The organism is Agromyces sp. GQ35, assembly GCF_059758475.1.
Genome location: NZ_JCAXEO010000001.1, coordinates 2,369,096 through 2,390,018 on the forward strand (window position 1 = coordinate 2,369,096; position 20,923 = coordinate 2,390,018).

Annotated in this window: 18 protein-coding genes; 14 read left to right on the top strand and 4 right to left on the bottom strand. The window is 69.5% G+C overall.

All coding sequences use genetic code 11. The features are described from left to right. Positions 1 to 15: 15 nt before the first annotated feature. The 8 genes from AC6CH0_RS10945 (at position 16) to AC6CH0_RS10980 (ending at position 7,975) form a co-directional block, all read left to right on the top strand. Positions 16 to 1,533 carry an ABC transporter ATP-binding protein gene (locus AC6CH0_RS10945; RefSeq protein ID WP_498100612.1) on the top strand — a complete coding sequence of 506 codons (1,518 nt, stop codon included), beginning with the start codon at positions 16 to 18 and terminating at the stop codon, positions 1,531 to 1,533. Further along, positions 1,530 to 2,873, top strand: coding sequence for an ABC transporter permease (locus tag AC6CH0_RS10950; protein ID WP_498100614.1), 1,344 nt, complete (start codon positions 1,530 to 1,532; stop codon positions 2,871 to 2,873). Before AC6CH0_RS10945 ends, AC6CH0_RS10950 begins: the two co-directional genes overlap by 4 nt. After that, positions 2,870 to 4,159: an ABC transporter permease gene (locus AC6CH0_RS10955; protein WP_498100615.1), complete on the top strand. Its 1,290-nt coding sequence runs from the start codon at positions 2,870 to 2,872 to the stop codon at positions 4,157 to 4,159. The genes AC6CH0_RS10950 and AC6CH0_RS10955 overlap by 4 nt, the downstream gene beginning before the upstream one ends. A 55-nt stretch (positions 4,160 to 4,214) precedes the next feature. After that, positions 4,215 to 4,634, top strand: a complete 420-nt coding sequence (locus AC6CH0_RS10960; RefSeq protein ID WP_498100616.1) for a cytidine deaminase — start codon at positions 4,215 to 4,217, stop codon at positions 4,632 to 4,634. Continuing rightward, entirely contained in the window at positions 4,631 to 5,932 is a 1,302-nt protein-coding gene (locus tag AC6CH0_RS10965) for a thymidine phosphorylase (protein ID WP_498100617.1), read from the top strand. The genes AC6CH0_RS10960 and AC6CH0_RS10965 overlap by 4 nt, the downstream gene beginning before the upstream one ends. 133 nt (positions 5,933 to 6,065) lie before the next feature. Continuing rightward, entirely contained in the window at positions 6,066 to 7,178 is a 1,113-nt protein-coding gene (locus tag AC6CH0_RS10970; protein ID WP_498101110.1) for an adenosine deaminase, read from the top strand. 57 nt (positions 7,179 to 7,235) lie between these two features. Further along, entirely contained in the window at positions 7,236 to 7,694 is a 459-nt protein-coding gene (locus tag AC6CH0_RS10975; RefSeq protein ID WP_498100618.1) for a PTS sugar transporter subunit IIA, read from the top strand. After that, entirely contained in the window at positions 7,691 to 7,975 is a 285-nt protein-coding gene (locus tag AC6CH0_RS10980) for a PTS sugar transporter subunit IIB (protein ID WP_498100619.1), read from the top strand. The genes AC6CH0_RS10975 and AC6CH0_RS10980 overlap by 4 nt, the downstream gene beginning before the upstream one ends. A 134-nt stretch (positions 7,976 to 8,109) precedes the next feature. Here AC6CH0_RS10980 and AC6CH0_RS10985 read toward each other — a convergent pair whose 3' ends face one another. Together AC6CH0_RS10985 and AC6CH0_RS10990 are read right to left on the bottom strand one after the other, a co-directional pair. Next, complete coding sequence (locus AC6CH0_RS10985) at positions 8,110 to 9,810, bottom strand: phospho-sugar mutase (RefSeq protein ID WP_498100621.1); 1,701 nt, start codon at positions 9,808 to 9,810, stop codon at positions 8,110 to 8,112. Positions 9,811 to 9,820: 10 nt separating this feature from the next. Continuing rightward, positions 9,821 to 10,648, bottom strand: coding sequence for a purine-nucleoside phosphorylase (locus tag AC6CH0_RS10990; RefSeq protein ID WP_498100623.1), 828 nt, complete (start codon positions 10,646 to 10,648; stop codon positions 9,821 to 9,823). Between the two features lie 84 nt (positions 10,649 to 10,732). Here AC6CH0_RS10990 and AC6CH0_RS10995 point away from each other — a divergent pair, with 84 nt between their 5' ends. After that, positions 10,733 to 12,163, top strand: a complete 1,431-nt coding sequence (locus AC6CH0_RS10995) for an NAD(P)H-quinone dehydrogenase (protein WP_498100625.1) — start codon at positions 10,733 to 10,735, stop codon at positions 12,161 to 12,163. Between the two features lie 341 nt (positions 12,164 to 12,504). After that, complete coding sequence (locus AC6CH0_RS11000) at positions 12,505 to 13,929, top strand: flavin monoamine oxidase family protein (RefSeq protein WP_498100627.1); 1,425 nt, start codon at positions 12,505 to 12,507, stop codon at positions 13,927 to 13,929. A 69-nt stretch (positions 13,930 to 13,998) separates the two neighbouring features. On the opposite strand, the gene AC6CH0_RS11005 is transcribed toward AC6CH0_RS11000, so the two are convergent. Then, positions 13,999 to 15,768, bottom strand: coding sequence for an acetyl/propionyl/methylcrotonyl-CoA carboxylase subunit alpha (locus AC6CH0_RS11005; RefSeq protein WP_498100629.1), 1,770 nt, complete (start codon positions 15,766 to 15,768; stop codon positions 13,999 to 14,001). A 96-nt stretch (positions 15,769 to 15,864) separates the two neighbouring features. Further along, the gene (locus tag AC6CH0_RS11010) at positions 15,865 to 16,515 is read right to left on the bottom strand and encodes a Maf family protein (protein WP_498100631.1); all 651 of its coding nucleotides are present in this window, start codon (positions 16,513 to 16,515) and stop codon (positions 15,865 to 15,867) included. Positions 16,516 to 16,653: 138 nt separating this feature from the next. Here AC6CH0_RS11010 and AC6CH0_RS11015 point away from each other — a divergent pair, with 138 nt between their 5' ends. Genes AC6CH0_RS11015 through AC6CH0_RS11030 form a run of 4 tightly spaced genes read left to right on the top strand, consistent with a single transcriptional unit; the run spans position 16,654 to position 20,833 of the window. Further along, positions 16,654 to 17,904, top strand: a complete 1,251-nt coding sequence (locus AC6CH0_RS11015) for a class I SAM-dependent RNA methyltransferase (RefSeq protein ID WP_498100633.1) — start codon at positions 16,654 to 16,656, stop codon at positions 17,902 to 17,904. A gap of 52 nt (positions 17,905 to 17,956) precedes the next feature. After that, the gene (locus AC6CH0_RS11020; protein WP_498101112.1) at positions 17,957 to 18,613 is read left to right on the top strand and encodes a response regulator; all 657 of its coding nucleotides are present in this window, start codon (positions 17,957 to 17,959) and stop codon (positions 18,611 to 18,613) included. Then, positions 18,600 to 19,832 carry a sensor histidine kinase gene (locus tag AC6CH0_RS11025; RefSeq protein ID WP_498100635.1) on the top strand — a complete coding sequence of 411 codons (1,233 nt, stop codon included), beginning with the start codon at positions 18,600 to 18,602 and terminating at the stop codon, positions 19,830 to 19,832. Before AC6CH0_RS11020 ends, AC6CH0_RS11025 begins: the two co-directional genes overlap by 14 nt. Next, positions 19,829 to 20,833, top strand: coding sequence for a DUF8320 family protein (locus AC6CH0_RS11030; protein ID WP_498100637.1), 1,005 nt, complete (start codon positions 19,829 to 19,831; stop codon positions 20,831 to 20,833). Before AC6CH0_RS11025 ends, AC6CH0_RS11030 begins: the two co-directional genes overlap by 4 nt. The last annotated feature ends 90 nt before the right edge of the window (positions 20,834 to 20,923 follow it).

The following is a 20,923-nucleotide window of genomic DNA, read 5'->3' on the forward strand; positions in this document are numbered from 1 at the left end:
ACTAGGATCGGGGACATGAAGCTCGAACTTCGCGGCATCACGAAGCGATTCGGCAGCTTGGTCGCCAACGACCACATCGACCTCACAGTGGAGGCCGGCGAGATCCACGCCCTGCTCGGTGAGAACGGTGCAGGCAAGTCGACGCTCATGAACGTGCTCTACGGCCTGTACCAGGCCGACGAGGGCGAGGTGCTCCTCGACGACGAGGTGCAGCACTTCGCCGGACCCGGCGACGCGATGGCGGCCGGTATCGGCATGGTGCACCAGCACTTCATGCTCATCCCCGTCTTCACCGTCGCCGAGAACGTCATGCTCGGCCACGAGTCCACGAAAGCCTTCGGCCGGCTCGACCTCGCCGCAGCACGTGCGAAGGTCCTCGAGATCTCGTCCCGGTTCGGTTTCCAGGTCGACCCCGATGCTCTCGTCGAGGATCTCCCCGTCGGCGTCCAGCAGCGCGTCGAGATCATCAAGGCACTCTCCCGAGACGCCCGCGTGCTCGTGTTCGATGAGCCGACCGCGGTGCTCACGCCGCAAGAGACCGACGAGCTGATGGGCACCATGCGCCAACTCAAGGAATCGGGCACCTCGATCGTCTTCATCACCCACAAGCTGCGCGAGGTGCGCGAGGTCGCCGACCGCATCACCGTCATCCGGCTCGGCAAGGTCGTCGGCGAGGCCGAGCCGACGGCATCGAACGCCGAGCTCGCGTCGCTCATGGTCGGCCGGGCGGTCGAGCTCACCGTGCATAAAGAGGAGCCGAAGCTCGGCGACGACGCACTCGTGGTCGAACACCTCACGGTCGTCGACCCGATCGGCCAGCTCGTCGTGAACGACGTCGGCTTCACTGTGCGACGAGGCGAGATCCTCGCGGTCGCCGGTGTGCAGGGAAACGGTCAGACCGAGCTCACCGAGGCGCTCGTCGGCCTCCAGCACCGCGTGCAGGGGTCGATCAGGCTCGACGGCGCCGAGCTCATCGGCGAACGGGTGCGCACGGTGCTCGAATCCGGCGTCGGCTTCGTACCCGAAGACCGCAACGAAGACGGACTCGTCGGCGAGTTCACGATCGCTGAGAACCTCATGCTCAACCAGAGCGAAGGGCCGCCGTTCGTGCGCTTCGGAAACCTGCAGCACGGTGTCCTCGCCGATTTCGCGCGCGAGAAGGTCGAGGAGTTCGACATCCGAACGCAGGGCATCGACGAGTATGTGCAGCGACTCTCCGGCGGCAATCAGCAGAAGGTGGTGCTCGCGCGCGAACTGAGCCGCGAGCTGCGCCTGCTCGTCGCGGCCCAACCGACGCGCGGCGTCGACGTCGGATCGATCGAGTTCATCCACAAGCGCATCGTCGAAGCGCGGGACTCCGGTGTGCCCGTCGTGGTGGTCTCCACCGAGCTCGACGAGGTGGCAGCTCTCGCCGACCGCATCATGGTCATGTATCGGGGCAGGATCGTCGGCATCGTGCCCGGCGACACCCCGCGTGACGTCCTGGGCCTCATGATGGCCGGAGAAACGACCGGAGAAGGAGCCGCCGCATGAGCGACCCCACAGGGCCGCGGGGCGACGCCTCCGTCGGCGGCGACCTCGATCCCGATGTCGCGATCGAGGAACCGGGCGCGATCGTCCCAGACGGCCCGACGAACGGTCCCGCGCAGCCCCCGGTCGACGGCGTCGAGCCGCCGTCGAAGTGGCACACGATGCTGCGACAGATCGCGACGGGCAATGCGCTCATCTCGGTGCTGTCGGTCGTGCTCGCACTCATCGTCGGCGCGATCATGATCGCGTTCACCGACGAGCGCGTGCAGGAGACGAGCGGGTACTTCTTCGCTCGGCCCGGTGACCTGCTCGTCGCGATCTGGGACTCGGTGGCCGGCGCGTACACGGCGCTGTTCCAGGGCTCGATCTACAACTTCCGGCGCGACACGTTCGCTGCCGGCATCCGCCCCCTCACCGAGACCCTCACCTTCGCGACCCCGCTCATCGCCGGAGGCCTCGGCGTCGCCCTCGCGTTCCGCGTCGGCATGTTCAACATCGGTGGTCGAGGTCAGATGCTCATCGCGGCATCCATCGCCGGCTGGATCGGCTTCGCCGTCGACCTTCCCTGGGGGCTGCACATGCTCGTCGCCCTCGTGGGCGGTCTCGTGGGCGGTGCACTCTGGGCGGCCATCGCCGGCGTGCTGAAGGCGCGCACGGGCGCCCATGAGGTGATCGTCACGATCATGCTCAACTATGTGGCGTTCTACCTCGTCTCCTGGATGCTGCGCACGCCCGGCCTCCTCCAGGCGCCCGGTTCCTCCAACCCGAAGACCCCGGCGATGAAGGAGTCCGCGATCTTCCCGGGGCTGCTCGGGCCGCAGTTCAACCTGCACTTCGGGTTCATCCTCGCGCTCGCTGCAACGTTCCTGGTCTGGTGGATCCTCAGTCGGTCGAGTCTCGGGTTCAAGTTCCGGGCCGTCGGCATCAACCCCAATGCCGCACGGGTGGCCGGCATCAATGTCAAGGGCATGTACGTCTACGCGATGCTCATCAGCGGTGCGCTCCTCGGCCTCGCCGGCGTGAACCAGGTGCTCGGCACCGTCACGACGGGGTTCACGGCGGGCATCGACGCGGGCATCGGCTTCGACGCGATCACGGTCGCGCTGCTCGGGCGTTCGACTCCGTGGGGCACCTTCGTCGCCGGCATCCTCTTCGGGGCGTTCAAGGCCGGTGGCTTCTCGATGCAGGCGGCCGAGGGCGTGCCGATCGAGATCGTGCTCGTCGTGCAGTCGCTCATCGTGCTCTTCATCGCGGCGCCGCCGCTCGTTCGCACCATCTTCGGCCTGCCCGATCCGAACGCCAAGCCGAAACGTCGCAAGGCCGCGAAGGAGGTGGTGAAGTGACCACGACCGCGGAACGACCCCAGCTGTCGCCCCAGGCAGCTTCGCTCGACACGACCGTCGTGGTCAGTTGGAAGGCGCCGATCGCGTTCGGCATCTTCACGATCATCGCGTTCGCGCTCGCCGCCTTCGCTCCACGCTCTGGCGACACGACCTATCGCTGGTCGCGGGAGTCCGACGCCGTCCAGGTGCCTGACCTCGTCGTTCCTGCCGAGCAGGCGCTGTGGGCTGTCGTCGCGCTGCTCGCCGTCGCGACCCTGTACTCCATCCTGCGCGTGCGCTCGAAGCGTCGTATTCCGTTGTGGCTCATCGTCGTCTTCGCGATCCTGTTCATGTTCGGCTTCCTCACCTGGGCGGGCGCTGGTTCGTCGCTGCCGATGATCGGTCTCCTGTTCGGCTCCCTGAGCCTCGCGGTTCCGCTCATCTTCGGCTCCCTGGCCGGCGTGATCGGCGAGCGGGCCGGCGTCGTGAACATCGCGATCGAGGGTCAGTTGCTGGCGGGTGCCTTCACTGCGGCCGTCGTCGCCTCGGTCACGGGCCAGCCCTGGCTGGGGCTCATCGCGGCGATGGTGGCCGGCATGCTCGTCGGCATGGTGCTCGCGGTGTTCTCGATCAAGTACTTCGTCGATCAGATCATCGTCGGCGTCGTCTTGAACGTGCTCGTGACGGGTCTCACGAGCTTCTTCTTCTCGCAGGTGCTCGCTCCGAACGCCGCGACCCTCAACACGCCGCCGCGGTTCGACCGCTACCCGATCCCGCTGCTCGGCGACATCCCGATCATCGGGCCGGTGTTCTTCCGTCAGACGGTCATCGTCTACCTCATGTACATCGCGGTGGCGCTCGTGTTCTTCGGCCTGTTCTACACGCGCTGGGGGCTACGTGTCCGAGCCGTCGGAGAGCACCCGCAGGCCGCCGACACCGTGGGCATCAACGTCAACCGCACCCGCTTCTGGAACGTCGCCCTCGCGGGCGCGATCGCAGGACTCGGCGGCACGTTCTACACGATCGGTTCGGGCATCGCCTTCAACAAGGAGATGACCGCGGGTGCGGGCTTCATCGCCCTCGCGGCGGTGATCTTCGGGCAATGGGACCCGATCAAGGCGACGCTCGCAGCACTGTTGTTCGGCTTCGCGTCGAACCTGCAGAACACGCTGTCGGTGATCGGTTCGCCCGTGCCGAGCGAGTTCATGCTGATGCTGCCGTACGTCGTCACGATCTTCGCGGTCGCCGGATTCGTCGGACGGTCGCGAGCACCGGCAGCCGACGGCAAGCCGTACATCAAGTCCTGATGCGGGCGCCCCGCGCGGGCGCCCGCACCCACTCATCCTGGAACGGGGGAGCACCATGACCGCAACGGATGCGATCGACTGGAACGAGCTCCGCGGGCGCGCTCGCGAGGCGATGGCGAAGGCCTACGTGCCGTACTCGGAGTTCCCGGTCGGGGCCGCCGCGATCGTCGATGACGGCCGCGTCGTGAGCGGATGCAACGTGGAGAACGCCTCCTACGGCGTGACGCTCTGCGCCGAGTGCTCGCTCGTTTCGGCTCTCGTCATGTCGGGCGGCGGCAAGCTCGTCGCGTTCGCCTGCGTCGACGGACACGGGGCGGCGCTGATGCCGTGCGGGCGGTGCCGACAGCTGCTCTACGAGCACTCCGCCGAGGGGATGCTGCTCGACACCGTTTCGGGAATCAAGACCATCGACGAGGTGCTGCCCGACGCGTTCGGCCCGCGACAGCTCGCCGAATACAAGGGAGTGAATGCATGAGCGCGGTCGAACCGTTCGACGCCGTCGACCTGATCCGTGCCAAGCGCGACGGACATGAGCTCGAGACGCCCGAGATCGACTGGCTCGTCGACGCGTACACGCGCGGCTACGTCGCCGACGAGCAGATGTCGGCGATGACCATGGCGATCTTCCTGAACGGCATGACCCGCCGCGAGATCCGCGATCTCACGATGGCGATGATCGCCAGTGGTGAGCGCATGGACTTCTCGGGCCTCGGCAAGCCCACGAGCGACAAGCACTCCACGGGTGGAGTCGGCGACAAGATCACCCTGCCGCTCATGCCGCTCGTGGCGACGTTCGGCGTCGCAGTGCCGCAGCTCTCCGGCCGGGGTCTCGGTCACACCGGCGGCACGCTCGACAAGCTCGAGTCGATCCCGGGCTGGCGCGCCGAGATCACGAACGACGAGATGTTCGCCCAGCTGCGCGATGTCGGCGGCGTGATCTGCGCGGCCGGTGCCGGACTCGCCCCGGCCGACAAGAAGCTGTACGCCCTGCGCGACATCACTGGCACGGTCGAGGCGATTCCGCTCATCGCCTCCTCGATCATGTCGAAGAAGATCGCCGAGGGCACCGGCGCGCTCGTGCTCGACGTGAAGTTCGGATCCGGCGCGTTCCTCACCGACATCGAGCGATCGCGGGAGCTCGCCCGCACGATGGTCGAGCTCGGCGAAGACGCCGGCGTCGCGACCTCGGCGCTCATCACGAACATGAACGTGCCGCTCGGCCTCACCATCGGCAACGCCAACGAGGTGCGCGAGTCGGTCGAGGTGCTCGCCGGTGGCGGCCCGTCCGATGTCCGAGCCCTCACGGTCGCCCTTGCGCGCGAGATGCTCGCTCTCGCGGGCCAGCCCGATGTCGACGTCGAAGCGGCGCTCGACGACGGCCGCGCGATGGACACGTGGCGCCGCGCCATCCGGGCGCAGGGCGGCGACCCCGACGCGGTCCTGCCGGTCGCACGGGAGCAGCACATCGTGACCGCCGAGCGCGACGGCGTGCTGGTCGCGCAGCAGGCACTGCCGTTCGGCATCGCCGCGTGGCGCCTCGGTGCGGGGCGTGCACGCAAGCAAGATCCGGTGCAGCACGCAGCCGGCATCGAGCTGCACGCGAAGCCCGGCGATGCCGTGCGCAAGGGCGAACCGTTGTTCACCCTGCACGCCGATGAGCCGGCGCGATTCGCGCGTGCGCTCGACGCCGTCGAAGGTGCTTGGCGCATCGGCGACGCCGGCGACACGATCGAAGACGGCGGCCCGCTGATCGCCGACCGCATCGGCCGCTGACGGCGGGGCCTCTGGCCCGCCCTTCCTCGCGCCTCGAGGGGTGCCCTGGCGGCACGTGCCATGGGAATCGGCTTGCTTCGAGATTGCCGAGACTTCGCGGGCGCCGTATCGCTATCGTTGAGTCGTGAACACGATTCCGACGGAGTACCGCCTCGAAGGCGACGGCACGAACATCCAGTCCCTGCCGAAGATCTCGCTGCACGATCACCTCGATGGCGGGCTGCGTCCGCAGACGCTCATCGAACTCGCCGACGAGATCGGTCTCGAGGTCCCGGGGTCCGACGCCGATGCGCTCGGTCGATGGTTCACCGATCAGTCCAACTCCGGTTCGCTCGTGGAGTACCTCAAGACGTTCGACCTCACGACGGCCGTCATGCAGACCCGTGAGGGCCTCACTCGCGTCGCCCGCGAGTTCGTGCAAGACCTCGCGACCGACGGGGTGATCTACGGCGAGATCCGCTGGGCTCCCGAGCAGCACCTCACCCGGGGCCTCAGCCTCGACGAGACCGTCGAAGCGGTGCAGGCCGGCATCGAGCAGGGCGTCGACGACGCGCGCAGCCAGGGCCACGGCATCCGCGCCGGCCAACTCGTCACCGCCATGCGGCACGCCGACCGCGCACTCGAGATCGCAGAGCTCGCGGTGCGTCACCGCGACCGCGGTGTCGTCGGCTTCGACATCGCGGGCGCAGAGGCCGGGTTCCTGCCGAGTCGCCACCGTACCGCGTTCGACTATCTCGCGAGCCAGTACCTGCCCGTCACGGTGCACGCCGGCGAGGCCGATGGGCTGGAGTCGATTCGCAGCGCACTCTTCGACGGTCGGGCGCTGCGCCTCGGCCATGGCGTCCGCATCGCCGAAGACCTGCTCATCGAGCGTCAAGACGACGAGAACACCTACGTGTCGCTCGGCCCGATCGCGCAGTGGGTGCGCGACCGCGAGATCGCACTCGAAACGAGCCCGTCGTCGAACCTGCAGACGGGCGCGATCGCGGCGTGGGGCGATGAGCTCGTCGACCACCCGTTCGACCTTCTCTACCAACTGGGCTTCCGCGTCACGGTCAACACCGACAACCGGCTCCAGTCGGGCACCAGTCTCACTCGCGAACTCGCGCTGCTCAGCGACGCGTTCGGGTACGACCTCGACGACTTCGAGACCTTCCAGCTGAACGCGGCGGCAGCGGCGTTCCTGCCGCTCGACGACCGTGAAGAACTCGTCGAGCAGATCCAAGACGGCTTCGACGAGGCCTGATACGACGGATGCCTCTCCGCATCGCGCACCCGCCTGCAGCACCCTGAACGGACCCTCATGACCCTCCCGCCGCTCCCCGACGATGCGATCGTGCTCCGAGCCCACGTCGACGACTGGCACGCCGCAGTTCGCGAAGCGGGCCGTGCGCTCGTGCGCTCGGGCTCGACGCGCTCGGAGTACGGCGAACGCATGATCGCCGTCATCGAGGAGTTCGGTGCCTACGTCGTGATCGCTCCCGGGCTCGCGCTGGCGCACGCGCGGCCGGGCGCCGATGTGCTGCGCGAGGGCATCGCCGTGATCACCCTCGCCGAGCCGGTGCCGTTCGGGCACCCGCACAACGACCCGGTGCGTGTCGTCGTCGGCCTCGCCGTCTCGAACGCAGAAGAGCACGTGGCATCCGTCGCCAGGCTCGCGAATGCCTTCAACGACAGCGGAATCGTCGAGCGCATCGCGAACGCCGAAACGGCCGACGAGGTGCGCACCCTGCTGGGTTTCGATCGAGCGGCAGGCTCGTGAAGATCATCGCCGTCTGCGGGGTGGGCATCGGGACCTCCGCGATCCTGAAGGTCAATGCCGAGCGGGCGCTCGCTCGTCTCGGGCTCTCCGCCGAGGTCGACGCGAGCGATCTGGCGAGTATCGCCGTGGCGGCGGCGGATGCCCAGGTCATCCTGACGTCGACGGAGCTCGCCGAGGCGGTGCGTGCGGCGATCGGGCGCAGCTTCGCCGAGATCGTCGAGGTGTCGAACTACTTCGACGTCGAAGAGATCGGCGCGAAGCTCGAGACCTCGCTCGGCTGATCGACCGCCCCGGCCGCCATCCCACGGCACCCGGCGGCGGCTGGGCGTTCAACGTCGCCTCATGACCTGAACGGGCAGCAACACGCCGTGCTGTGCCGCTGCGACCGCGTGGTCTTGCCCACTCAGCGGGCCGCCTACGCGACGAGCTCGCGCATTCCGGTTTCGAGCGCAGCAACGGTCGCGGATGCCGCGGCGCGACGTTCGGCGACCGTGCCGGTCTCTGAGACCGCATCGATGTAGACCTTGAGCTTCGGCTCGGTGCCGCTGGGGCGCACCATCACGCGGGCGCCGCCGTCGAGCACGATGCGCAGCACGTCGGACGGCGGCAGCTCACCGAACCCTTCGGAGAGGTCTTCGATGCGTTCCACGCGGACGCCGCCGATGACCGCCGGCGGATCGGCACGGAGTCGGGCCATGATCTCGCCGATGCGGGCGAGCTCGGTGACTCGAAGCGAGATCTGGGCGGAGTCGTGGCATCCGAATCGGTCGACGAACGCGTCGAGGTGGTCGGCGACCGTGCGGCCCTCGGCCTTCAGCGCTGCGGCGAGGGAGAGGAACGAGATGCCCGCCGAGATGCCGTCTTTGTCGCGCACCGTGCCGGGATTCACGAGGTAGCCGAGCGCTTCTTCGAAGCCGAAGACGAGATTCGGCGCGCGAGAGATCCACTTGAATCCGGTGAGCGTCGCCTCGAAATCGAGGTCGTAGGCGCGGGCGACCGCCTCGAGGCCGGGGGAGGAGACGATCGAGCAAGCGAGCGAGCCCTCGGGCCCGCCGTCGCCTGAGACCGCGGCGGCGCGTTCGGCGGCCTGCCAGCCGAGCAGCAGCCCGATCTCATTGCCCGAGAGTCGTCGGTAGCCGGCCTCGGCTGCGGGGTCGGGAATCGCGACGGCGAGGCGATCCGCGTCGGGATCGTTCGCGATGACCAATTCGGCGCCGACCTCTCGGGCGCGCGCGAACGAGAGGTCCATCGCGCCGGGTTCCTCGGGATTGGGGAACGAGACGGTCGGGAATGCCGGGTCGGGGTCGATCTGCGCATCGACGAGAGCCGGCGTATCGAAGCCGGCGGCGTCGAGCACCCTCGACATCGTCTGCCACCCGACACCGTGCATGGCGGTGTACACCACGGCGGGTTGCGCCGTCGGCGCGGCTGCGACGGCGGCCGTCTGGCGAACGTACTCGTCGATCACGGACTCCGCGGCGGTCTCGAAGACACCTCGGCGCAGTTCGAGCACGTTGGCGGTGTCTGCGACCTCGATGATGCGCGCGGCTATCTCGGCGTCGGTGGGCGCGACGATCTGAGAACCGCGGTCTTCGCCGCCGAGGTACACCTTGTAACCGTTGTCGTTCGGCGGGTTGTGCGAGGCCGTGACCATCACCCCCGCAGCGACGTCGAGGTGCCGCACCGCGAAGGCGAGCACGGGGGTCGGCAGCAGTCGCGGCATGAGGATCGCACGCACGCCGGCGCCCGCCATGATCTCGGCGGTGTCGCGTGCGAAGACAGCGGAGTTCCTGCGGCCGTCGTAACCGACGACGACCGACGGCGTCTGGCCGACCGTGGCGTGTTCGATGAGGTACGCCGCGAGGCCCGCCGCCGCCTGCGAGACGAGCACGCGGTTCATGCGGTTCGGTCCGGCCGCGATCTCGCCACGGAGCCCGGCGGTGCCGAAGGCGAGCCGTTCGTCGAACCGATCGGCGAGATCTGCGGTTGCCGCGGGGTCGCCGGCACGCACGGCCTCGACGATCGCGGTGAGCTCGGCTCGCGTCTCGGGGTCGGGGTCTTGCGCGAGCCACGCCTCGGCGCGGTCGATGCGGTGCTGGTCGTCGATCTGCGACATCCGCTGCCCCTTAGAGTTCGGCGACGATCTTGGCGAGCAGGCTGGAGATCACCGGCTCGGCGGCACGGCCGGCCTCGATGACCTCTTCATGGCTCAGCGGCGACTGCTGGATGCCGGCGGCGAGGTTCGTGATGAGCGACATCCCGAGCACCTCCATGCCCGCCTGACGGGCCGCGATCGCCTCGAGTGCGGTCGACATGCCCACGATGTGCCCGCCGATGATCTTCGCCATCTGCACCTCGGCCGGCGTTTCGTAGTGCGGGCCGCGGAACTGGCAGTAGACGCCCTCGTCGAGCCCGGGTGCGACCGAGTGCGCGAGGTCGCGCAAACGCTTGGAGTAGAGGTCGGTGAGGTCGATGAACGTCGCGCCCTCGAGCGGCGAGTCGGCAGTGAGGTTGATGTGGTCGCTGATCAGTACCGGGGTACCCGGCGTCCAATGGTCCTTGATGCCTCCGGCACCGTTCGTCAGGATCATCGTCGTCGCGCCGGTGGCCGCCGCGGTGCGCACCGAGTGCACGACGCGTCGCACGCCGTGATCCTCGTAGTAGTGCGTTCGGGCGCCGATGACGAGGGCGCGCTTGCCGCTCGGCAGCAGCACCGAGCGCAGTGTGCCGACGTGGCCCTCGAGCGCGGGCTTCGAGAAGCCCGGCACGTCGGTCGCGGCGAGGGTGTGCGTCGTCTCGCCGATGAGCTCCGCTGCGCGACCCCAGCCGCTGCCGAGGGTGAGGGCGATGTCGTGGCGCTCGACGCCGGTGAGCTCTGCGATGCGCTCCGCCGCGAGGGCGGCGATGGCGAACGGGTCTGCGGTCGGGTCGTCGAGCGGGTTTGCTGCGTGCATCACACCACTCTAATGAGCAGCGGATGCCGCGGCGCATTCCTGCTCGTTTGCTGGCCGGGCGCCCGAAACTGACAGAATGTGAGCATGGCCTACGAGTTCGAGCGCACCCAACGCATTGCCGTCCTCGGAGGAGGACCCGGTGGATATGAGGCGGCCCTCGCGGGCGCCCAGCTCGGGGCGGAGGTCACCCTCATCGAACGAGCCGGTGTGGGCGGCTCGGCCGTGCTCACCGACGTGGTGCCGTCGAAGTCGCTCATCGCCACCGCTGAGGCATCCAACGCGGTGAAGGAGGCCGCAGATCTCGGCGTGCAGTTCTTCGCCAAGGGCTCCGCCGACAAGGCCGTCAAGCCCGAGGTCGCGATCAACCTCGCCGCCGTCAACAAGCGGTTGCTCGGCCTCGCCGCCCAGCAGTCCGAAGACATGCGGGGCAACCTCATCGAGGCCGGCGTGCACCTCGTGCAGGGCGAGGGCCGCCTCGACGGGGCGAACGCGGTCATCGTCTCGACCGCCAAGGGCGGCACCGACTTCGACCGCATCGAGGCCGACACGCTCGTGATCTCGGTCGGCGCCTCACCTCGCGTGCTGCCGACCGCGGTGCCCGACGGCGAGCGCATCCTCACGTGGACCCAGCTCTACCACCTGCAGCAGGTTCCCGAGCACCTCATCGTGGTCGGCTCCGGAGTGACCGGAGCCGAGTTCGCATCGGCGTACCGGGCACTCGGTGCGAAGGTCACGCTCATCTCGAGCCGCGACCAGGTGCTGCCGGGCGAAGACGCCGACGCCGCAACCGTGATCGAGAAGGTCTTCAAGCGCAACGGCATGAAGGTCATGAACAAGACGCGCGCCGAGTCGGTCGTGCGCGACGGCGACAGTGTCGTTGCGACGCTCACCGACGGAAAAGAGGTGCGTGGCAGTCACTGTCTCATGGCCGTCGGCTCGGTGCCCAACACGGCCGAGATCGGACTCGAGGAGGCGGGCGTACAGCTCGCCGAGAGCGGGCACATCCGGGTCAATCGCGTGGCTCGCACCTCGATGCCGAACATCTACGCGGCCGGCGACTGCACGACCTTCCTTCCGCTCGCCTCGGTCGCCTCGATGCAGGGCCGTACCGCCGTGTTCCACGCCATGGGCGACATCGTGAACCCGCCTGAGCTCCGCAACATCACGTCGAACATCTTCACGCAGCCCGAGATCGCCACGGTCGGCTGGACCGAGAAGGAGATCGAAGAGGGCGTCGTTCCCGGGGTCGTCTACAAACTGCCGCTCGCCTCGAATCCCCGCGCGAAGATGATGGGCATCCGCGACGGCTTCGTGAAGCTCTTCGCGTCGAGCGGTTCGGGCGCGATCATCGGCGGCGTCATCGTGGCGCCCAAGGCCTCCGAGCTCGTCTTCCCGATGACGCTCGCGGTGGAGCACCGGCTCACGGTCGACCAGTTCGCCGAGGCGTTCCCGGTCTATCCGTCGCTCAGCGGTTCCCTGACGGATGCCGCGAGGGCGATGCACATCGTGCGCTGAGTGTGCAGCGCCGCGGGGGCGGCACGCTGTCCTCTGGGGGAGCGACGAACCTGCGAGTGAATCGGTCGAGTCGTCGATCGCCGACTCCCATGACGAGGGGGAGCGAGCCGCCTAGCCTCGTCGGCGCCCCCGACCGGTGACGAGCGTGATCCGCGCTCCATGGAACTTCGGCATCGGGCACGTCTGAAGGTTCGCGCTCTTCGGCGCAACGATGTTGTCAACAGTGTTGCGGACATGTCGCCGTTCGCGGTACTGTCCGATTGCAGCATCCGTTCGTCGGCCGGTTCCGCGTCTCGAGGCTCCGTCGGCGGCCCTCTGACAGCGACGTTCCAGGAGGCACGATGTACGACGAAGACGCGACCACGACGGGCCATGCTCGACGGTTCACGCGGCGCACCATGCTCGGCGTCGGCGCGGCCGGCGCCGCAGGCCTGCTCCTCACCGCGGGCGCGCACCCGGGCCGCGGCATCCCGGGTTCCCACAACCGCATGTGGGATGCGATCGTCATCGGGGCCGGCGCCGCGGGTCTCGGCGCCGCACGAGTGCTCGCCGATGCCGGCAAGCGCGTGCTCGTGCTCGAGGCCCGTGATCGTATCGGCGGCCGCATGTGGACCGACCGCACCTCCATGTCGATCCCGATCGAGCGCGGCGCCGAGCTCGTGCACGGCACGACGGTGTCGACGTGGGGCCTCATCGACCAGCTCGGACTCTCGACTCGCCGGCAGACGACGATCTTCGGACGGCTCCGGCCCGACACGCAGTGGGTCGACGGCTTCACCTTCGAGAGCTGGCACTTCCCGCTCGGAGCGCCGTGGCTGCCGGGCGGGCTGCCCGACCCGGTCGACGCTGAAACCGCCCTCGCATGGCTCGAGCGCGTGGGCATCCCACGCGAGAGCTATCCGATCATGGTCGCTGCGCTCGAGGTCGACAGCGAGCAGTTCGACGTGCTGCCCGCGTGGTTCGTCGTCGACACCGTGGCGGCCTGCCTCGAGATGCAGGAGCTCTCAGGTCCGATGCCGCCCGAGGACTACGGCGACTACCGAGTCATCGGCGGGTACGACCAGGTGCTGCAGCCGCTCGTGGCAGGTCTCCCGCTGCTGCACGGCGCTCGCGTGCACACCGTCGAGCACCGGCCAGGCAGGGTCGACGTGCACTCGACCCGCGGCTCGTTCAAGGCGAAGTCGCTCGTCGTCGCCATCCCCGGAGGCGTGCTGAAGCACGGTGACATCACGTTCGATCCTCCGCTGCCAGCCGACAAGCGCGACGGATTCCAGGAGATCGAGTACCTGCCGGTGTTCAAGGGCATCCTCGAGTTCGCCCAGCCGGTGCTGTCGCCCGACCACCCCGTGCCGCACGCCTGGGACATCATGACGACGTTCTCGAAGAACCCGCCGAGCCTCTGGAACGGCTCGTTGGGAACGCCGGGCTACGCCGGCGAGATCGTCGTCGCGTGGATGACCGGCGGCAAGGCGCAGGAACTCCTCGATCTGCCCGAGGCCGAGCGGTTCGAGGCGGCGCTCGACAACGTGCGCACCGCCGTCGGTGATCACGGGCTCCGGTGCGTCAACGCCTCGACCTACGACTGGTCGCAGGACGAGTTCGCGAGAGGCGCGTACCCCGGGCCGTTCTCACGGCGCAACGGCCTGAATGCCCCGATCGACGGCACGATCTTCTGGGCGGGCATGGTGACGAGCACGATCCACGCCTCGCGCAATTCGGGCGCGGCCGCGGCGAACGCGGCACTTGCCGCGCTGGCGATGCGCTGATCCGGCTTCGTCGCGCCCGCGATCGACCGAGCGGTCACGGGTACGGCGGGACGTCACGGACGCCGCGGGCTACGCGTCGTTGATGGCGAGCAGCAGGTGCCCGCTCGAGACGGTCGCGCCGGCCTCGGCGTTCACGATGCCGATGACGCCGTCTTTGTGAGCGAGGATCGGCTGTTCCATCTTCATCGCCTCGAGCACGAGCACCAGGTCGCCCTTGACGACGTGATCGCCTTCAGCGACCGCGACCTTCACGACGGTCGCCTGCATCGGCGCCTTGACGGCATCGCCGGTCGCTGCGGAGACGGCGTGCGCCGCGGTGCGGCGACGCGGTGCGGGGCCCGCAGTTCGTGCAGCGGATGCCCCACCCGCGAGTCGCTTCGGCAGGGTGACCTCGACCCGGCGGCCGGCGACCTCGACGACGACACTCGTGCGTGCGTCGGGGCCGCGCGTCTCGGCGAGTTCACCCGACCACGGCTCGAGCTGGTTGTCGTACTCGGTCTCGATCCAGCGCGTGTAGATCGAGAAGGGCTCGTCGCCCGCAGGAGCGAAGGCCGGGTTGTGCACGATGTCGCGGTGGAAGGGCAGCACGGTCGGCAACCCGGCGACCTCGAACTCGTCGAGGGCGCGGCGCGCGCGCTCGAGGGCGTCTTTGCGATCGCGGCCGGTGACGATCAGCTTGGCCAGCAGTGAATCGAAGGCGCCCGAGATCTCGTCACCGGTCGTGACGCCGGAGTCGACGCGCACGCCGGGCCCGCCGGGGAAGCGCAGCTGGTGCACCGGTCCGGGAGCGGGAAGGAAGCCGCGGCCCGGGTCTTCGCCGTTGATGCGGAATTCGATGGAGTGGCCGCTCGTGACCGGGTCGGCGTAGTCGAGCACGCCGCCCTCGGCGAGGCGGAACTGCTCGCGCACGAGGTCGATGCCGGTGACTTCTTCGGAGACCGGGTGCTCGACCTGCAGGCGCGTGTTCACCTCGAGGAAGGAGACGGTTCCGTCTTGACCGATCAGGAACTCGCAGGTGCCGGCGCCGACGTAGCCGACCTCGCGCAGGATCGCCTTCGACGATTCGTAGAGCAGCTCGATCTGCGCGTCGGAGAGGAATGGCGCTGGTGCCTCTTCGACGAGCTTCTGGTGGCGGCGCTGCAGCGAGCAGTCGCGGGTCGAAACCACGACCACGTTGCCGTGCGCGTCGGCGAGGCACTGCGTCTCGACGTGGCGCGGCTTGTCGAGGTACTTCTCGACGAAGCACTCGCCGCGGCCGAACGCTGCGACCGCCTCGCGGGTCGCGGAATCGAAGAGCTCGGGGACTTCCTCCCGCGTGCGGGCGACCTTCAGGCCGCGACCGCCGCCGCCGAAGGCCGCCTTGATCGCCACCGGGAGGCCGTGCACGTCGACGAAGTCGAGCACTTCGGAGGCATCCAGCACCGGGTTCAGGGTGCCCGGGGCGAGCGGCGCGCCGACCTTCTCCGCGACGTGGCGCGCGGAGACCTTGTCGCCGAGTCGTTCGATGGCCTCGGGCGAGGGGCCGATCCAGACCAGCCCCGCGTCGATGACCGCCCGAGCGAAATCGGGGTTCTCGGCGAGGAAGCCGTAGCCGGGGTGCACCGCGTCAGCGCCCGAGCGACGGGCGACCGAGAGGATCTTGTCGATGACGAGGTAGGTCTCGGCGCTCGTCGTGCCGTCGAGGGCATAGGCCTCGTCGGCGAGCTTCACGTGCCGCGCGTCGCGGTCCTGATCGGCGTAGACGGCGACGGAACCGAGGCCGGCATCACGGGCGGCCCGGATGACGCGGACGGCGATCTCGCCACGGTTGGCGATGAGGACCTTGGTGATACGCGGCATAATGCTCAAGCCTATTGGTCGGGGAGGTCGGCCCTTTGGGTGCCTTCGACAAAAAGAGCGGATGTCTCTTGCGGGGGTCGACAATCGCCCGAGATGTCATCCTGCAGTGCGCGCGCGATTCCAGAGCGAGGGCCACGCGACGCCGAGTTCCCGAACGAGATCCCGCAGGGTCGAGAGCGACAGGCCGACGACGGTGGACGGATCGCCCTCGACCCTCCGGATGAACGGTCCGCCGAGGCTGTCGATCGTGAACGCCCCAGCGACGAGCAACGGCTCGCCGGTCGCGATGTAGGCGTCGATCTCGGCGTCGTCGAGCGCCGCGAAGCGTACTGTCGCGACATCCGCTCGTCCGACGGCGCCGTGGACGCGGCCGCCGCGATGATCGATCAGCCAGTGCCCCGACCACAGTTCGCCATGCCCGCCGTTCTGCGCGAGCCAGCGCTGCCTCGCCACCCCGGGCAGGTGCGGCTTGCCGTGGATCGCGCCACCGGTGAGGAATGCCGAATCGCCGCCCAGGATGAGCCCGTCGATCGGTTCGCCCGCGGGCTCGGTGCCGACGAGCGCCTCGGCCTTCGCTCGTGCGAGGAGCTGCACCATGTCACGGGCCGGGAGTGGGCCGGATTCCGCCTCGCGGGCGGCCACGACCGCCTCCTCGTCGACGCCGGGCGGCATTGCGACCGGTTCGATGCCGGCCGCGCGAAGGGTCTGCAGCCGGGCCGGCGAGGTCGAAGCGAGATAGAGGCGCATGCCTCCATCCTGCCCGGGCCGACGCCCCTGTGGAATGCTCGATGCATGGCAGAGAACCGTCGTCCCCGTCGTCCCGGTGCGCGAAAGCCGTCGCGGTCGCCCCGCCCGGCACCGAAACCGCCCGCGACGGACGGCCCGGTGATCGAACTCGAGATCGAGCGGGTCGCGCACGGCGGCGTGTTCGTCGCGCACCACGAGGGTCGCGTGGTCTTCGTCGCCGACGCGATTCCCGGCGAACGGGTCGCTGCGCGGGTGAGCGACCAGGGCCGCGACCGCTTCTGGCGAGCAGAGACGGTGCGCGTGCTCGAGGCGTCGCCCGACCGGCGGGATCACGTGTGGGCCGAGGCCTCCGTCGACCGTGCACCGGAGATGCGACCCGGGGGCGCCGAGTTCGGGCACATTCGCACCGCGCGGCAGCGGGAGTTGAAGGGCGAGGTGCTGCGCGAGTCGCTCGCTCGCATGGCCGGCATCGAAACCGAGGTGCAGGTGCAACCGGTCGAACCCGAACTCGCTCCGGGTGCTTCCGTCGACGAGGGCACCGGCTGGCGCACCCGGGTTCGCCTGCACGTCGGCTCCGACGGCCGGGTGGGGCCGTACGCGGCCCGGAGCCACTCGATCGTGCCCGTGACATCCGTCCCGCTCGCGGTGCCGGAGCTCGAGGCACTCGCACCGCTCGACGACCGCTTTCCGGGCGCGAGCGCGATCGACCTCGTCGCGCCGAGCGCGGGCGATGCCGCGATCGTCATGGTCGAGGGCGAGCGGATGTCGCGGGGCGCGCGTCCCACGGTCGAGGAACGCGTCGGCGAGCGTACGTTCCGCGTCGATCGCGACGGCTTCTGGCAGGTGCACCGCGGTGCCGCCGCGACGCTCACGCGGGCGGTGCAGGAACTCATCGACGGAGACCTGTTCGACCCCCGCGCGGCCAATCACGACCTGTACGGGGGCGTCGGCCTGCTCGCCGCCGCCGTCGGCGACCGATTCGGCGACACCGCGCGCATCACGACCGTGGAGTCCGACGCGCGGGCGACCGAGCACGCCGGAGCGAACCTGTCGGAATGGATCGGCGCCCGCGCCGTGACGGCCCGTGTCGATCGCTACCTCGAGGAGCTCGCCGCCGGTGCAGGGGCAGGTGCCGAACGTGCACGGCTGCGCGACGCCTGCTTCGTGCTCGACCCGCCCCGCTCCGGCGCCGGCCGCGATGTCGTCGAGCGACTCGCCGAGCTTCGGCCCCGGCAGGTGGTCTACGTCGCCTGTGATCCGGTGGCGTTCGCCCGCGATGTCGGCCTCTTCCGAGAGCGCGGGTACGAGCTCGACGCGCTGCGGGCGTACGACCTGTTCCCGAACACGCATCACGTCGAGGCGGTCGCCCGGCTCCGCGCTATCGTGTGAACGTGGAAGTGGGGGACAAGTGACCGCAACATCGGGCGCAGCGAGACACGCCGTGGCGACCGTCGCGATCGTCGACGATCACGAGGCCGTACGGCTGGGCCTGCGGGCCGCGTGCCGCGATGCCGGGTACGAGGTCGTCGTCGACGCCGCGAGCGTCCCTGAGCTGCTCGCCGGGCTCGCCGGGCGGGCGTGCGACGTCGTGGTGCTCGACCTCTCGCTCGGCGACGGTTCGTCGGTGACCGAGAACGTGCGTGCCGTGCTCGCGACCGGCAGCGCGGTGCTCGTGCACAGCATCGCCGACCGGGTCGCCGCCGTACGCGAGTCGCTCGCCGCCGGCGCTGCCGGTGTCATTCCGAAGGCGTCTCCGATGTCGGCCGTGATCGGAGCGATCGACACGGTCGCCCGCGGCGACGTGCTCACGAATGTGGAGTGGGCCAGCGCCATCGAGGCCGACCGGGACTTCGCGAAGGCGCAGCTCGGACGCCGGGAGCACGACGTGCTGCACCTCTACGCGTCTGGCCTGCCGTTGAAGCTCGTGGCCGCGCAGCTCGGCATCGCGCACTCCACTGCGCGCGAGTACCTCGACCGCATCCGGGCGAAGTACATCGAAGTGGGTCGCCCGGCTCCCACCAAGGTCGACCTGCTGCGCCGCGCCGTCGAAGACGGAATCCTGCCTGGGCTCGACGATGGCGGAGATGCCCGCCGTTGATTGGCGGGTGACGCGCCTCGCGCGTCGCCGGGCCACGGTGACCCGCGCGCAGGTCGAGACCGTGGCCGGGCGTGCCCTCGGCCTCTTCGGGCTCGTGTTCGGCGCGCAGACCGTGCCGGTGGCGCTCGAGCAGGCCGGCGCGCTCGTGCCGGGCGCCGGAGCCGCCCTGATGGCCGTGCTCTACGGCGCGATCGTCGCGCTCGCCGTCGCCACGGTGACGAAGGTGGCGGTGCGTGCAGCGTGCCTCGGCTTCGCCGCACTGTACGTGATCGCGTTGGCGGCATGGCCGTTCATCGTCGCCGATCCGGCGGCGCTCGATGGCAGCGCGCCATGGCTCTACTATCTCTGCACGGTGGCGACGACCGCCGCCGTCATCGGCGTCGTGCCCTTGTGGGCGGCGGCTTATACACTCGTGGTCCCGGCCGTCTACGGCGCCATCCGCCTCCTGCCGGCGGGCGGCGATGCCGGCCCGCTGCTCGCAGTGCTCGACGCGCTCTACGCCGTCGTGCTCGGCGTGGTCGTGCTCGCGATCATCACGATGCTCCGTCAGGCCGCCGAGTCGGTGGACTCCGCGCAGGAAGCCGCGCTCCAGCGCTACGACGTCGCCGCTCGCCAGCACGCGAACGAGATCGAGCGGGTGAAGATCGATGCGCTCGTGCACGACAGCGTGCTCACGACACTGCTCTCGGCTGCCGCCGCGACGTCACCGGAGCAGCAGCAGCTCGCGGCACGGATGGCCCGCGACGCCGTGCACCGCCTCGATGAGGCTGGTGCGACGGGCCCGCGATCCCTCGATCGGGTCGGGCTGCCGGTGCTCGTGCGTCGACTGCGCGCGGCTCTCACCACCTTCAACACGCCGTTCACGGTGCGGGTGGTGAACGCGGGGGGTGTCGAGCTGCCGGTCGAAGCCATGGAGGCGCTCTACACGGCGGCGGTGCAGGCGATGGTCAACAGCCTGCAGCACGCCGACGAGCCCGGCCTCTCGACGAGGCGGGAATTGCGCATCAGAGGCGTGCGCGCTGGCGGCTGCCTGATCGAGGTCGCCGACAACGGTCGCGGGTTCGAGGTCGACCAGGTGCCCGCCGGGCGACTCGGCCTGCGCGTCTCGATCGAGGAGCGCATGGCGAACGCGGGTGGCGCCGCCCACATCGTGACCCGGGTCGGCCACGGCACGACCGTCACCATCGCGTGGCCGCTCGGCGCAGGAGGCAGTGCATGATCTCCGTTCCCCGCTGGCTCCTGCTGGTACTCGGCGCGCTGTTCTCGGCGTATCACGTCGTACTCGGCATCTATTCGCTCGGCGTGCCGACGTCACCGTGGCCGACCCTGGTGGCGCTCCTGCTCTACTCCGTCGCCACGACGCTCAGCCTGTGGCCCGTCCGACGCGTGCGGATGCCCGACTGGCTCGCAGCGTTCACGCTCGCGGTCTCGATCGTGCTGCCCCTGCTCGTGACGAGCCAGCTCGATCCCGATGCCGAGAACGGGTACGCGACGTGGTACGTCGCGGCAGTGGGCACGCTCATGACCATCACGGCGGCGCGCCGCCAGCTGACCGCCGCCTGGCTCGGGGTCATCGTGCTCGCGGTGCAGAGCGTCGTGTGGGCCGGACCCCTCGCACTCGGAGGCCTCGGCGTCATCGGCAGCATCGTGTGGGTGGGCATCGCGCACATGCTGACGAGCGCGCTGACGAACGCGGCGCGCGAGACGCGGCGATATGCGCAGGCCGAGCGCGAGGCTGCGGCCTGGCAGGCCGCGCAAGACGCGCACCTGTTCGAGGGTCGCATGCGACTGGCGCACACCAACCGGCTCGCGGCACCGATGCTGCGACGCATCGCCGATCGCAACGGCGCGCTCACCGATGCGCAGCGCGCCGAGTGCCGAGTGCTCGAAGCGGCGATCCGCGACGAGATCCGGGGCCGGATGCTCCTGACCGACGCCGTTCGCGTCGAGGTGCAGCGTGCCCGCGCTCGCGGCATCACGGTCACGCTCCTCGACGAGGGCGGCATCGACGATCTGGACGAGTCCGTGCGAGACCGCGTGCTCTCGAGGCTGGCCGAGGCGGTGGCCGGTTCGACGGCCGACCGCATCATCGCGCGCACCGCGGCCGAGGGATCGCCCGTCGCCGTCACCGTGGTGGGCCTCCGCGAGTCCGACGACCCTGCGTCGGATTCGGATGAGGCAGAGGTCGAGCTCTGGCTCGAGATCCCCCGTCAGCCCTGATCGAGGCCGAACATGAAGGTGGGGGGCCGATCTGAGATCGACCCCCCATCAAGCCCGAGACACGGCGACAACCCGAATATCGCCCTGACT

Excerpts from the sequence above, each read along its gene's own strand:
- AC6CH0_RS10995 (WP_498100625.1), top strand. The coding sequence starts at position 10,733 with ATGGCCTACGAGTTCGAGCGCACCCAACGCATTGCCGTCCTCGGAGGA.
- AC6CH0_RS10945 (WP_498100612.1), top strand. The coding sequence starts at position 16 with ATGAAGCTCGAACTTCGCGGCATCACGAAGCGATTCGGCAGCTTGGTC.
- AC6CH0_RS11010 (WP_498100631.1), bottom strand. The coding sequence starts at position 16,515 with ATGCGCCTCTATCTCGCTTCGACCTCGCCGGCCCGGCTGCAGACCCTT.
- AC6CH0_RS11030 (WP_498100637.1), top strand. The coding sequence starts at position 19,829 with ATGATCTCCGTTCCCCGCTGGCTCCTGCTGGTACTCGGCGCGCTGTTC.
- AC6CH0_RS10975 (WP_498100618.1), top strand. The coding sequence starts at position 7,236 with ATGACCCTCCCGCCGCTCCCCGACGATGCGATCGTGCTCCGAGCCCAC.
- AC6CH0_RS10965 (WP_498100617.1), top strand. The coding sequence starts at position 4,631 with ATGAGCGCGGTCGAACCGTTCGACGCCGTCGACCTGATCCGTGCCAAG.
- AC6CH0_RS10985 (WP_498100621.1), bottom strand. The coding sequence starts at position 9,810 with ATGTCGCAGATCGACGACCAGCACCGCATCGACCGCGCCGAGGCGTGG.
- AC6CH0_RS10990 (WP_498100623.1), bottom strand. The coding sequence starts at position 10,648 with ATGCACGCAGCAAACCCGCTCGACGACCCGACCGCAGACCCGTTCGCC.
- AC6CH0_RS11005 (WP_498100629.1), bottom strand. The coding sequence starts at position 15,768 with ATGCCGCGTATCACCAAGGTCCTCATCGCCAACCGTGGCGAGATCGCC.
- AC6CH0_RS11025 (WP_498100635.1), top strand. The coding sequence starts at position 18,600 with ATGCCCGCCGTTGATTGGCGGGTGACGCGCCTCGCGCGTCGCCGGGCC.
- AC6CH0_RS11000 (WP_498100627.1), top strand. The coding sequence starts at position 12,505 with ATGTACGACGAAGACGCGACCACGACGGGCCATGCTCGACGGTTCACG.
- AC6CH0_RS10950 (WP_498100614.1), top strand. The coding sequence starts at position 1,530 with ATGAGCGACCCCACAGGGCCGCGGGGCGACGCCTCCGTCGGCGGCGAC.
- AC6CH0_RS10960 (WP_498100616.1), top strand. The coding sequence starts at position 4,215 with ATGACCGCAACGGATGCGATCGACTGGAACGAGCTCCGCGGGCGCGCT.